This window comes from Micromonospora sp. GCM10011542 (assembly GCF_042650685.1).
In the GTDB taxonomy this organism is placed as follows: domain Bacteria; phylum Actinomycetota; class Actinomycetes; order Mycobacteriales; family Micromonosporaceae; genus Micromonospora.
Genome location: NZ_JBHSBO010000052.1, coordinates 97676 through 110258, shown reverse-complemented (window position 1 = coordinate 110258; position 12583 = coordinate 97676). Strand labels below are relative to the sequence as shown.

Genomic DNA, 12583 nt, shown 5'->3' with positions numbered 1-12583 from the left:
CCCTCCATCGGGGTGTTCGCACCGTCAACCTAATCGACGTTTGTGAACATCGCTGGCCTGCCGCACGGTGTCGTCGCGCTATTCCTTTGATCTATATGTTTCGATAGCATTACCGACTAGTAACAAGTAGCCACACCCCTGGCCACGCGCGCGGTCGCAGGATCCCACCACCCCTGTCCTGTGGAGGTCCGTCATGCCCCACCGCCCGCTGGCCCGCGCCCTCGCCGCGCTGGTCGCCCTGCTCACCGCCACCCTCGGCGCGCTGCTCGTCCCCGGCACCGCGCAGGCAGCCACCGTCAACTACGTCGCGCTCGGCGACTCGTACTCCTCCGGTGTCGGCGCCGGCCCGTACGACTGGTCCGGCTGTCTGCGCAGCCAGAAGTCCTACGCCCCGCTCTGGGCCGCGGCGCATGGCGTGACCAGCTTCAGCTTCCCCGCCTGCGGCGGCGCGGTCACCGCCGACGTGATCAACGACCAGGTGAACGCGCTGAGCACCGGCACCACCATGGTCACCATCACCATCGGCGGCAACGACGCCGGCTTCGCCGACGTCATCACCAGTTGCCGGTTCGGCAGCACCTCGTCCTGCACCAACGCCGTCAACGGTGCCAAGGCCTTCGCCACTTCCACACTGCCCGGCCGCCTCGACGCCACCTACGCCGCCATCCGCGACCGGGCCCCGAACGCCCGGCTCATCGTCCTCGGCTACCCGCGACTGTTCGAGACGACCTCCTGCGGGTGGCTGGCGATGAGCACCTACAAGCGCACCATCCTCAACGAGGCCGCCGACGTGCTCGCCTCGGTCACCTCCGCCCGCGCCGCCGCGGCCGGCGCCACCTTCGCCGACACCCGACCCACCTTCGCCGGCCACGGCGTCTGCGCCGCCGACCCGTGGATCCGCGACGTCAGCGGCGTCATCGAGGCGTACCACCCAGACGCCGACGGCTACCGCTACGGCTACCTGCCCGCGCTGAACGCCGTCACCGGCTGACCTGACCCACGCGTCAGCGCCCGCACCCGTCGATCTCGCCGATCGACGGGTGCGGGCCGGCGGACCTACTCCTGACGGCGGCGCCAGATACGGGTCATGCCGAGGATCACCAGGCCGGCCGGTAGGGCCGCGACCATCAGTCCCCGCCACGACTCCAGCCAGAGCCGCAGTGCCAGCCGGCGATCGGGGGCCGCGGTGACCGCGTACTGCTGGCCTGTCGACTCCGGTTGGAGTCGACAGGCGAACGCGTGCGTGCCGGCGGTCGGGACGGTGAAGGTGGACGTCCGGCTCCACAGGGTGTCGTCCGTGGCCACCTCCGTCCAAGCGAGTGCGATCGCGGGCTCGTGGACCGGCACCGGCCGCGAATCCGGACCGGTCACCTGGCACAGGTCGCCCGCCGGGCCGCTGACCGGCCGGGTGGCCCAGATCGCGTAGAGGCCCGGGGTGAGGTCGACGGTGAACGCGTCGTAGTAGGTGCCGGGGACGCGCAGCCGTAGCGGCGTCGGCTCGGCGCGCGGCGAGACGGCACGTTGGACGGCCGGTACGGCGGTCAGCAGGCCGACGACGCCGACGAGGGTGAGCGCGCTGCCCAGCACCACTGCCAGCCGTCTCGCCATGGAGGCAGGGTAGGCGATCGGTGCTGTTCCGGGCCGGGCGTCGTCCGTTAGGGTCGGTGGCGGATCGGACGGCGCGGCTTGGGGGGAACCGGTGAGCAGGCTCGCGTCGGCGTACGGACAGGCGGTCGCCGCGCACCGGGCGGCCCGGGCGCACCTGGAAGTCGCCCGGCAGGCTCTCGGCGCGGCGCCGGCGCCCACCGCACCGGCCGACACCCCCGAGCTGGTGGCCCGGCTGGCCCGGCTCGGCGGCGCGCTCGCCACCCCGACGCCCGGCGCGACCGCGCTCACCGACGCGCCCACCGCGGTCCGGATCGGCGAGGCGTCCACTCCCGACGGTGGCTTTCCGGTGCTGGTACCCCTCGGCGGTGGCCACCACCTGGCGCTCGACGGCGACGCCCGCGATCCCCGGGTCGCCGCGCTGCTGCGGGCGCTGGTGCTGCGGCTGGTCGCCACCGCGCCGGCCGGGCAGGTCCGGGTCGCCGGCATCGACACCGCCGCGCTCGGCGCCACCTTCGGGCCGCTGCGTCCGCTGCTCGACGCCGGGGTGCTCGACCCGCCGGCGACCGGCGAGGCCGAGGTGTCCGCGCTGCTGGACGCCGCCGAGCGCCACGCCCGTGCCTCCCAGCACGCCGAGCCCGGGGCCCGGCACCTGCTGCTGATGGTCGTCACGGCCGCCCCGCCGCCGCGCGAGCTGGCCCGGCTCGCCGCGCTCACCCACGCCGGCCCGGCCGCCGCCGTCTGCGTGCTGCTGGCCGGGCACCCGTCCCGGCTGCCCGGAGAGATCCCGCCGCCACTCGGCGGCACCACCGCCGTGCGCCTGACCGAGCGGTACGCCCACGTGGGCGACCCGCCCGGCGCCCCGTTCAGCGCCGACGGCAGCGGCCTGGCCGCGCCGGTACTGCTCGACGGCGACCCGCCGCCCGCCTCGGTCCGCGCCCTCGCCGAACACCTCGGCGCCGCCACCCGCCGCACCGACACCATGAACTTCGCCGAGCTGCTGCCCGAGCGGCGCTGGGCCGAGTCGGCCGGCAACGGCCTGCGTACCGTGATCGGCCGGGCCGGGCGTGCCGAGGTGACGGTCGCCTTCGACACCGCGATGACGGTCGCCTTCGACGACGCCACCCCGCACTGGCTGGTGGGCGGGCGTACCGGCGCCGGCAAGACGGTCTTCCTGCTCGACGTCCTCTACGGTCTCGCGGCCCGCTACTCCCCGGCCGAGCTCCAGCTCTACCTGCTCGACTTCAAGGAGGGCGTGAGCTTCACCGAGTTCGTGCCCACCGGACGGGACCCGTCCTGGCTGCCGCACGCCCGCGCAGTCGGCATCGAGTCCGACCGGGAGTATGGCCTCGCCGTGCTGCGCGAGCTGCGGCGCGAGGTGCAGCGCCGAGCCGCCGGGCTCAAGCGGCACGGCGTCACCAAGCTCGCCGACCTGCCCCGGGACGCCCCGCTGCCCCGGATCGTGGCGGTGATCGACGAGTTCCACGTGCTGCTCGCCGGCAACGACGCGTTGGCCCGCGAGTCGGTCGACCTGCTGGAGGAACTGGCCCGCAAGGGCCGCTCGTACGGCGTGCACCTGGTGCTGGCCAGTCAGAGCATGACCGGCATCGAGGCGCTCTACGGTCGGGCCGAGGCGATCTTCGGGCAGTTCGCGCTGCGGGTGGCGCTGCCCGGTGGCGGCGGCGTGCTCGACCCGCTCAACACCTCCGCCGCGGCCCTGCCGGTCGGGTCGGCCGTGGTCAACACCGCCGCCGGGGCGGTCGGCGCGGACACCGTGGTCCGCTTCCCGGACGCGCACGCCGCCGCCGCCGACCTGGCCCGACTGCGCCACGAGCTGTGGCAGGCCCGCCCGGCGGGTGCACGCCCACCGGCGGTCTTCCGGGGGTACGAGACGGCGCGGATCGAGGACGACCCCACCTTCGCCGGGATACTTCCCGGTGGCCGACGTCCGCTGGCACTGGTCGGTCGGAACGTCGACGTGCACGGCAGCACCGCGCTGTTCCTGATGGACTCCACCCCCGGCCGGCACCTGGCCGTGGTGGGCACCGCACCGGCCGGCGCCGACGTGCTGCGCGCCGCGACGCTGAGCCTGGCCCGCCAACACGCCGCCGGTGACGCCCGGTTCCTGGTGGCCTCGCTGGTCACCGCCGCCGACCCGGTCGCCGAGGAGACCACCGCCGCGCTGCACGCGGGCGGACACCCGGTGGACCTGCTGGACCTGTCCGGGCTGCGCGACCGGATCCTCGCGCTGGCTGACGCATCCGACCCGGCCCTGCCCCCGGCGGGGCCGGGCGCGAGCCCCACACCGGATGTCGCGTCCGATCCCGCTGCCGGCTCTGTGCCGGCCGCTGCGTCCGTGCCCGCCGCCGAGGCCGGCGTGGTCGGTGCCGGGCGCACCTATCTGGTGGTGTTCGGGATGGACGCTGCCGCGCCGGTGCTCGGCGCGGTCGACCCGGTCACCTTCCGCTCCGGGCTGGACGACCTGCGCACCCTGCTGCGTCAGGGCCCCGGGCGCGGAGTGCACCTGCTGGGCTGGTGGCGTGGGCTGCGCCGACTCGCCGACGACCTCGGCGGCACGCAGAACCGCGACGACGTGGCCTGCCTGGTCGCGCTGAACGTGCCCGGCTCCGAACTGGCGCTGCACCTCGGCGTGCACGACCTCGCCTACACGCCCCGGCCCGACCGGGCGCTGCTGGTGGACCGGCACGACCAGCGCACCCGGCTGATCGTGCCGTTCGCCCGCGACGGGCACGAGCCGGACGGGGAGCGGTGACGGTGTCCTTCGAGGAGTACGCGGCACTGGCCCGGCAACTCGCCGAGCAGCGGCGCACCGGCGAGCGGAGCGCCGCGGCCGAGTCCGAACGTCGCCGGGACCTGCACGCCGCCGCCGACTACCTGCACCACCGGCTGACCGCCCAGGGGCACCGCCTCGACCAGCTCGGCCAGGCGATCGGCACCGACCTGTCTAGGCCGACCGCCCCGGCGGATTCCTCTGCGCCGGCCGGTTTCGCTGCGTCGGCCGGTTCCGCTGCGCCTACCGGTTGGTCGGCGTCGACCGGTCCATCGGCGCCGACAGGCCCATCGACCGTCGCCCCGGGCGCACCGACGGGCCATTCGACCGCCGCCCCGGGCACACCGTTCGCGCCGCAGGGGAACGGCTTCGGCAGTGGCGGGGCCGCCCCGCACACCGGTGCCGATTTGGGGGAGGGCGGATCCGCCGGCGCAGCCGGCGCGGCGCAGCCGGGGCGGTCGGGGGTCGGGGCGTACCCCGAGTTGCCGGTGGGACAGTCGCAGCTGGCGCTGCCGACGGCGAGCGCCGCGGTGCCGGCGCCGCGCGTGCCGGAGGTCGACCCGGCGGTGGAGGTGGAGCTGGCGCGGCGCTACGCCGACGAGGCGGATCGGCACGGGCAGCAGGCCGAGCTGCTGGCCCAGCGCCCGGCGCTACTGCCGACGTGGTCACCGCTGGCCCGGGCGGTCGCCGTCTACGCCGCCTGCGGGGCGGCCGCGGCGGTGCTCATGCTGGCCCTGGTGCTCGCCTCCGGCGTCGGCATCGTCGACGGCTTCACCCTCGGCGCGTGGATGTGCGCCGGGCTGCCCGCGCTGGCGTTCTTCGGCGGTTACCTGGTGCTCGGCCGATGGGGGAGGCCCGCCATGGTCGCCGGCACCCCGCCCCGTTACCTGCCCCTCGGGTTCCTGATCTGCTTCCTGCTGGTTCCCCTGGCCTACTGCGGCTACCTGCTGCTGTTCCGCGCGCTGCGCTGACGGTGGGGGTGTCCGTGTCTGCTGATCTGGCGTCCGGCTTGCGGTTCGCTGCGCAGCCGGTCGTCAGCGTGTTCGTGCCGAGCACTCCGGCCAGCCCGCCAGACTTCGCGGTCGGCGGCGCCGCGCCGACCGAGGTGCAGACGTACACCCTCGAGCGGGACGATCCGTACGCCTGCGTCACCGAATACGACCTGGTCTTCGACGAACTGCCATCCGGCCTGCACAGCTACCTGGCCCGGTGCCTGCGGGTGGCGTGTGCCGCGGGCGACACCGTGGTCTGGCTCGGCTCGAGGGTTCGTTCCACTTCGACGACATCCTCACCGAGGCGATCGCGCCCCAGGTGTACGGCGTGTGCGTACCCGGCAGTGCGCCCGTCGTGGCCCCGGATCTGGAGACCCTCAGAACGCCGGCCTGGCGATCGGTCGTCACGTCACACCGAAGCCGGCTCTAGAGCGCTGCCCGAGCCGCCTGTCCCTTGCGGATCTTGGAAGAAAACCGCCCCTCCAGGGGCGGAAATCCTCCAAGATGCATTGCGAACGGGGTCACGAGTGAGCCAGCGGGCGGTCGCGGACGGTGCGGAGATCTCGTACGCTCCCTTGTGGTCTCCGCCGTTGCGGCGGTGGAGGCGGTGGCCGACCACGGGGAGGATGCGCGTGAGCGCAGCACAGATCATCGCGAGGTTGGCTGCTGCGTCGCAGAAGCTGGACGAGGCGAGGGCCAAGACGGCAGCGGCGGCGCAGGACGCGGCCGAGGCGCGGGCGCTGGTCGCCGGGGCACTGGAGGGCGTGGCCGCCGGCCCGCTGATCGGTATGATCGACGCCTACCGGCAGGCGCTCACCCAGGCGTCGCAGGGTGGCGAGCCGGCCAAGCAGCACGTCCAGGAGACGATCGCCAAGGTTCGAGCGCTGGGCAACTGAGCACCGTTGGTGGCAGCATGACCCACCCTGCAGCCGCGCGAACGGAATTCTGAAGCGCCTGCTCACGGATCAGGCGGGTTCGACGATCACCACGGGGATCTCGCGCTCGGTGTCCTTCTGGTAGCGGGCGTACGTCGGCAAGACTCCCGTCACCACCGGCCACAGCCGGTCCCGCTCCTCGGCCGTCGCGGTCCGCGCCCGCCCGGCGAAACGCACCGCTCCGACCTGCACCTCCACCTCTGGGTCGTCGCGCAGGTTCAGGTATCAGGCCGGGTGCTTGGCCGCGCCTCCGTTGGACGCCACCAGCAGGTAGCTCTCGCCGTCGCGGCCGTAGATCAGCGCGGTGCGCCGCAGCGCGCCCGACCGGCGGCCCCGGGTGGTGAGCAGTAGCGCCGGGTAGCCGTGGAAAGTGCCGCCGTCGGCGCCGTCACTGGCCACATACCGCCGCACGTGGCTGGCGACCCAACCGACCGGGCTGTCCTGGATGGTCTCGTGCTGCTCCTGACCGGTCACGGCATCGCCTCCTCGTCGGAGCCTAGCGGCGGGGTCCGAACTGCCGGAAGACGGCATCGGCAGGCAGGCCGCGGGCTACGTTGAGGTCGGCCGCCAGTCTTGTCGGGGAGGAGTCGTCGTGTCCAGCAACGCGTACGAGGCCGGGCGCATCGGCCTGCTTCTCATTGACACGGTCAACGAGATTTTCGCTGAGAACGGCAAGGCATACCCGATCTTCAAGGACGAGTTCGACCGGATCGGCACGTTCGCCAACCTCAAGCGGCTTCTCGCCGGAGTGCGGGATCAGGGAATTCCGGTCTTCTTCTCTCCCATGGCCTACACCGAGAGCGACTACACCACCTGGAGGCATCTGTCCGGCATCCACCGCGAGATGTACGACAACCGCCTTTTCGAGGCCGGAAGTTGGGGTGCGGACTTCCATCCGGAGCTGTCACCCCGGCCGAACGAGGTGGTCATCGAACCACACAAGAACATCGACGTCATGGCCAACACCGACCTGGACGTCCAGCTACGGCAGCACAATGTCGAGTATCTGGCGATCGGCGGCATGATCGGGACGATGTGCGTCGAGTCGACCGCGCGCAGCGCGATGGAGCGCGGTTACCACGTCACGACGTTAACCGACGCCACCGCCGCTCAGGGCGGCAGGGCGGCGTACGACGAAATGGTCGCGCGGTATCCGATGATCTCGCACGCGACGCTCTCCGTGGATGAATTCCTGACCGCGACTCGCGCGGCGAAAAGCCAGCTCTGACCGTGCGCGAGCCGGGCTGGCCGGCACGACACCGGATCAGCCGCGTGAGCGGGGCCGGCAGCACTTCTTGTACTTGCTGCCGGAGCCGCACCAGCATGCGTCGTTGCGGCCGGGTGGCCACGGCGTGGGCGCGGCCTCACTGAGAGCGTCGGCGTAGTCGTCCAGGGTGTCCGGGTCGGTGGGGTCGCCACCCTCCTGCTCGGCGAAGGTCGCCAGTCCGGCGACGGAGCCGGCGACCACACCCAGGTCGGTGGCGCCCTGCTCGGCGGCCGTCACCAGCGCCTGCTCGACCTGGGCGCGGTGCTCGTCCCAGCCGGGCGGGTAGGTGTCGCCGAGCGCGGGCCAGCGCACCAGCAGGGCGTCGTACTCCGGTCGTGGCCAGAAGAGCAGCGTCGCGGGGCTGTCCGCCAGCGAGTTGAGCACGCGCCCGGCCGCGGCGTCCAGCCGGTCGGCGAGGTGGTCGTAGTGGTCGTGTGGCAGGCCCATCTCCTCGCGCAGCTCGTGCCGGCGCTGCGCCAGGCCGTAGACCATGGCCGCCGCCTCGTCCTGTGCGTCCTCGGACCCGTGCTGCTTCCGCTCCAGGATGGCGTCGAGGGCCCCGGTGATCCACTCCAGCGCCGTCTCGGCGCGGCCGGCGTGCGCCAGCTCGTCGACGAGGTGCGTGGCATCCGGGTCGCTTTCCAGCCGCGGGCGCAGCGCGGTCAGCTCGGCCAGCCCCTCCTCGTCACGGCCAAGCCGGAGCAGCAGGCCACCACGCATGGACCGGGCGCGCACGTCGTGCTGCGGTTGCTCGGCGATCGCGCGGGTGGCCAGCGCGAGCGCGTCGGCCAGGTCACCGGCCTGTTCCAGGATCCTGGCGGCGAGCAGCAGGGCGTGGCCGGTGTCGTCCGGGTCGGCGATGCGTCCCTCGTCGACGGCGCGGACCACGTCGGCGGCCAGCGACGCCGGATCCGGAGAGCCCGTCGCCAGTTCTTCGATCTCGGCGAGGCGGGCGGCGGTCAGCAGGTCGGTCGACGGCATGGGCGCATCCTGGGAACAGCAGAGGTGGGAATTGGCCAGCGTACTCCGGGCTGGGCTTCGAAAGGGCCGCGGGCGCGCGGGTCGCGCAGCCGCCCGGCAGCGGCGAACCGGCTGCCGGGCGGGGGACGGATCAGCCCTTCAGCTCGGCGGCCAGGGTGGCGCGCAGGGGCGTGGTCGGGCGGCCGATCAGCGTGGCGAGGGTGCCGGGGGTGTCGGCGAGCCATCCGTCGGCGATGCGGGCGTCGAAGCCGGCGAACATCGTGGCGACCGGCTCGGGCAGGCCGGCGGCGAGCAGCACCTCGGTGTGCCGCTCGTTGGGGAGATCCTGGTAGGTGACCGGCGTACCGGAGATCTCGGTGAGGATCGCGGCCAGCTCGGGCATGCTCCAGGCGGTGTCGCCGGACAGCTCGTACACCGTGTTGTCGTGGTTGTCGCCGGTGAGGACGGCGGCCGCCGCGGCGGCGTAGTCGGCGCGGGCGGCGGAGGCGACGCGCCCGTCGCCGGCGCTACCGATCAGCGTCCCGGTCGCGACGGCCTGCTGGGCGGACGGTACGTAGTTCTCGTGGTACCAGCCGTTGCGCAGAAGGCTGAACGGCAGGCCGCTGCCGCGCAGGTACTCCTCGGTCGCTCTGTGGTCGGGCCCCAGCGAGATCGGAGTGGCGTCCGCGTGCAGGATGCTGGTGTACGCCAGCAGCTCGGCGCCAGCCTGCCGGGCGGCGTCGACAGCAGCCTGGTGCTGAGGCACCCGGCGGCCGATCTCGTTGCCGGAGATCAGCAGCACCTTGCGCGCGCCCTCGAACGCGGCGCGCAGCGTCTCAGGCCGGTCGTAGTCGGCCTCGCGGACCTGCACGCCCCGGGCCGCCAGGTCGGCCGCCTTCTCCGGAGCACGCACGGCCGCCACCACCTGGTCGGCGGGGACGGTCCGGAGCAGTTCCTCGATGGTGAGCCGGCCGAGCTGGCCGGTGGCGCCGGTGACGACGTACATGGTGGTTCCTCCCGATGGATGCCGCTATCACTTCAACCGTTAAGTGAAACGTAGGTCGGGTTACTTCAAGCTGCAAGTCATCTGTCGGTTGGATCACTTCACGCGTCAAGTTATGCTCCCAGCATGGACGACGCGCGGGAGCCACGTTGGCTGGACGACGAAGAGCGGGAGACCTGGTTCGCGCTGGGCAGTCTGCTGCTGCGCCTGCCCGGGGCGCTGGACGCGCAACTGCGGCGCGACGCCGGGATCGGCTACTTCGAGTACCAGGTGTTGGCCCGGCTGTCGATGGTCCCGGAGCGCACGCTGCGGATGAGTGCGCTGGCCGTGGTCGCCGAGGGTTCGCTGTCCCGGCTGTCGCAGGTCGTCACCCGGCTGGAAGGGCGCGGCTGGGTCCGCCGCACCCCGGACCCGACCGACGGCCGCTACACCCTGGCCACCCTCACCGATGAGGGCTGGGACAAGGTCGTCAGCAGCGCGCCGGAGCACGTGGAGACGGTCCGCCGGCTGGTCTACGACCCGCTGACCAGGGCCCAGGTTCGGCAATTGGGCGAAATCGGCCGCCGGGTCGGGCGTGCCATCGACGCGGACGAGCCGGGCTCCGACCGCCGACCCGACCGATCCGCCACCTGACGAACGAAACGGGGCAGGCAGCGTGAGCTGCCTGCCCCGTTCCGGTCCGGGCGCCGGTCGGTCACCGGGTCGACGGAATGGTGGCGAACTCGCCGGCTAGCTCCGACTCCAGGACCGTCGCGGCGGACGGCCGGCGACCGGCCGCCGCCCGCCGGGCGGACGGGACGGCCAGGGCCGCGATCGCGGCGGCCAGGGCGATGACCGTGAGGACGAGAAAGCCCTCCGTGAAGCCGGCCTCCCGGGGCAGGCCACTGGCCTGGGGGTGGGCGGTGATCACGCCGCTGACCACGGCTGCGCCGATCGCGCCGCCGATGGTACGGATGTTGGCGTTCATGCCGGTCGCCACGCCGGTCTGGCTGGCCGGCACGCTGCCCACGATGAGGTTGGCCATCGAGGCGAACGCCAGCCCGATGGCGAGGCCGACCAGGCCACCGGCGATGACGATCTCCCAGCGGGTGTCGTGCGCGACGGTCAGCAGGGCGGCGGCGACCACGTTGATGCCGGCGCCGGTGGCGAGCTGGGCCTTTGCCGGGAAGCGCGACTCCAGCCGGCCGGCGAGGATGCCGGCCACGAACATGGCGACCACCATCGGCAGCATGAGCAGTCCGGCCTGGGTGATGCTCGCGCCGAAGCCGTACCCCGCGGCCGTCGGGATCTGCATGAACTGGGGAAGGAACGCGAACAGCGAGAACATCGACCCGCCGTAGAGCAGGGCGACCAGGTTCGTGGTCCAGACCCCGGGCAGGCGCATCATTCGCATGTCGATCAGCGGGTTGGCGGAGCGCAGCTCGGCGACGAGCCAGCCGACGAGCAGCACCGCGGCGAGCGCCAGCAGGCCGAGGACGCGGCCGGAGGTCCAGCCCCAGACCGTGCCCTGGCTGATCGGCAGCAGCAGCGCCACCAGCCAGCCGGAGAGCAGCAGGGTGGCTCGCCAGTCGATGCGTCCGGGGTTGCGCACCGGCGACTCGGGCACGAACAGGTACGCGGCCACGGCGGTCAGCCCCACGACGACCATCGGGATCCAGAACAGCCACCGGTAGTCCAGCGCGCTGACGATCGGGCCGGCGAGCACGATGCCCAGGCCGCCGCCGACGGCGACGATGGCCGAGATGGCGCCCACGGCCGAGGTCACCCGGGCCGCGGGGAACTCGTCACGGATGATGCCGAACGACAGCGGGAAGACCGCGCCGCCGATGCCCTGCACGACGCGCGCCACGATGAGCATGCCGATGTTCGGCGCGACGGCGGCCAGCAGGCAGCCGAGGGCGAGCGCGGCGAGGGAGACGACCAGCATCCGCTCCTTGCCGACCATGTCGCCGACCCGGCCGAGGATCGGTGTGAAGATCGACGCGGAGAGCAGGTAGGCGGTCAGCACCCAGGTCACGGTGTTCTGAGAGGTGTGCAGGTCGTGCTGGATGGTCGGCAGCACCGGGTTGATCAGCGACTGGAGCATCGCGAAGAACCCGGCGCCCGCCGCCAGCACGGTGAAGGTGAGCCGACGCGAGCCGCGTCGGGAGGTCACTGCCACGAGAGAAGACTCCAAGGATCGGTACGGGAACAGGGGGCGACGGTCGGAGGTCGCCGAGCGGTGGGAAGCGGCCGGAGGTTCGGGTACGCTATCCGGAGGCAGGGCTCCGGACAGTTCCGGAGGAGTGCCTCCACTAAGTTAGCGGAGGGGTGCCTCCGGATGCAACCAAGGTGAGGTGACGTACGCCATGACCAGCGCGGGGCACGCACCCGAGGTCTTCGCCCGGCGGCCCAAACGGGCCGACGCCCGGCGTAACTACGACGCGCTGATCGCGGCCGCCCGGGAGTCGTTCGCCGAGAACGGCGCGTCGGCCTCGCTGGAGGAGGTGGCCCGCCGCGCCGGCGTGGGCATCGGCACGCTCTACCGCAACTTCTCCAACCGACGGGAGCTGTTCGAGGCGGTCTACGTCGAGGAGGTCCGGGCGCTGAGCCGGTCCGCCGCCGACCTGGCCGAGCTGCCCCCGTGGGACGCGTTCGTCGCCTGGCTGCACCACTTCGTCGCATACGTCGCCACCAAGCGGGCGTTGGCCGAGGAGTTGCTGCGCGACTCGGAGGTCTTCCGTAGCTGCCGCACCGAGATCTACACGGCAGGGGAGCCGCTGCTGCAGCGTGCCCAGACGGCCGGGGCGGTCCGCGCGGACGTCAGCTTCGACGACGTGGTCCGGCTGCTCAGTGGCCTCACCATGGCCCAGTTCATCGACTCGGAACAGCGCGACCGGGTGCTCGGCGTGGCCCTGGACGGCCTGCGTCCCGCAGCCGGGGCGCGCTGACCGCTCCGCTGCCCCCGCGGATGACCGCTCGGCCGCCGTGCCGCCGCGGATGATCGCTCGGCCGCGCTGACCGCTCCGCCGCCAGTGGTCGCTCGGCCGG

General features: G+C 72.9%; 11 protein-coding genes and 1 pseudogene. 7 read left to right on the top strand and 5 right to left on the bottom strand.

What is annotated here, in order from left to right; translation table 11 throughout:
- Positions 1–193: 193 nt before the first annotated feature.
- Positions 194–991, top strand: a complete 798-nt coding sequence (locus ACFOW4_RS20100; RefSeq protein WP_377529924.1) for an SGNH/GDSL hydrolase family protein — start codon at positions 194–196, stop codon at positions 989–991.
- A gap of 65 nt (positions 992–1056) precedes the next feature.
- Here ACFOW4_RS20100 and ACFOW4_RS20095 read toward each other — a convergent pair whose 3' ends face one another.
- Positions 1057–1608: a hypothetical protein gene (locus tag ACFOW4_RS20095; protein ID WP_377529922.1), complete on the bottom strand. Its 552-nt coding sequence runs from the start codon at positions 1606–1608 to the stop codon at positions 1057–1059.
- Between the two features lie 91 nt (positions 1609–1699).
- Here ACFOW4_RS20095 and ACFOW4_RS20090 point away from each other — a divergent pair, with 91 nt between their 5' ends.
- The 3 genes from ACFOW4_RS20090 to ACFOW4_RS20080 all read left to right on the top strand — a co-directional run bounded on the left by ACFOW4_RS20090 (position 1700) and on the right by ACFOW4_RS20080 (position 6284).
- Positions 1700–4378, top strand: coding sequence for an FtsK/SpoIIIE domain-containing protein (locus tag ACFOW4_RS20090; RefSeq protein WP_377529920.1), 2679 nt, complete (start codon positions 1700–1702; stop codon positions 4376–4378).
- Positions 4379–4380: 2 nt separating this feature from the next.
- Positions 4381–5367, top strand: coding sequence for a hypothetical protein (locus tag ACFOW4_RS20085; RefSeq protein ID WP_377529917.1), 987 nt, complete (start codon positions 4381–4383; stop codon positions 5365–5367).
- A gap of 653 nt (positions 5368–6020) precedes the next feature.
- Positions 6021–6284 (top strand): DUF6244 family protein, encoded by a 264-nt coding sequence (locus ACFOW4_RS20080; protein WP_377529914.1) that lies wholly within the window; start codon positions 6021–6023, stop codon positions 6282–6284.
- A gap of 69 nt (positions 6285–6353) precedes the next feature.
- On the opposite strand, the pseudogene ACFOW4_RS20075 reads toward ACFOW4_RS20080, so the two are convergent.
- Positions 6354–6797, bottom strand: a pseudogene (locus ACFOW4_RS20075) (nitroreductase family deazaflavin-dependent oxidoreductase).
- 118 nt (positions 6798–6915) lie between these two features.
- On the opposite strand from ACFOW4_RS20075, the gene ACFOW4_RS20070 reads away from it, so the two are divergent.
- On the top strand, positions 6916–7551 hold the full coding sequence (locus ACFOW4_RS20070) for a cysteine hydrolase family protein (protein ID WP_377529912.1): 636 nt from the start codon (positions 6916–6918) through the stop codon (positions 7549–7551).
- A 36-nt stretch (positions 7552–7587) separates the two neighbouring features.
- Here the strand turns inward: ACFOW4_RS20070 and ACFOW4_RS20065 are convergent, their stop codons facing one another.
- Positions 7588–8571, bottom strand: a complete 984-nt coding sequence (locus ACFOW4_RS20065; RefSeq protein ID WP_377529909.1) for an SEC-C metal-binding domain-containing protein — start codon at positions 8569–8571, stop codon at positions 7588–7590.
- Between the two features lie 130 nt (positions 8572–8701).
- Positions 8702–9556 carry an SDR family oxidoreductase gene (locus tag ACFOW4_RS20060; RefSeq protein ID WP_377529908.1) on the bottom strand — a complete coding sequence of 285 codons (855 nt, stop codon included), beginning with the start codon at positions 9554–9556 and terminating at the stop codon, positions 8702–8704.
- A 123-nt stretch (positions 9557–9679) separates the two neighbouring features.
- On the opposite strand from ACFOW4_RS20060, the gene ACFOW4_RS20055 reads away from it, so the two are divergent.
- Positions 9680–10186 (top strand): MarR family winged helix-turn-helix transcriptional regulator, encoded by a 507-nt coding sequence (locus ACFOW4_RS20055; RefSeq protein ID WP_377529906.1) that lies wholly within the window; start codon positions 9680–9682, stop codon positions 10184–10186.
- 61 nt (positions 10187–10247) lie between these two features.
- Here the strand turns inward: ACFOW4_RS20055 and ACFOW4_RS20050 are convergent, their stop codons facing one another.
- Positions 10248–11714 (bottom strand): MFS transporter, encoded by a 1467-nt coding sequence (locus tag ACFOW4_RS20050; protein WP_377529903.1) that lies wholly within the window; start codon positions 11712–11714, stop codon positions 10248–10250.
- Between the two features lie 175 nt (positions 11715–11889).
- Here ACFOW4_RS20050 and ACFOW4_RS20045 point away from each other — a divergent pair, with 175 nt between their 5' ends.
- Positions 11890–12483: a TetR/AcrR family transcriptional regulator gene (locus tag ACFOW4_RS20045; protein WP_377529900.1), complete on the top strand. Its 594-nt coding sequence runs from the start codon at positions 11890–11892 to the stop codon at positions 12481–12483.
- Positions 12484–12583 lie beyond the last annotated feature (100 nt).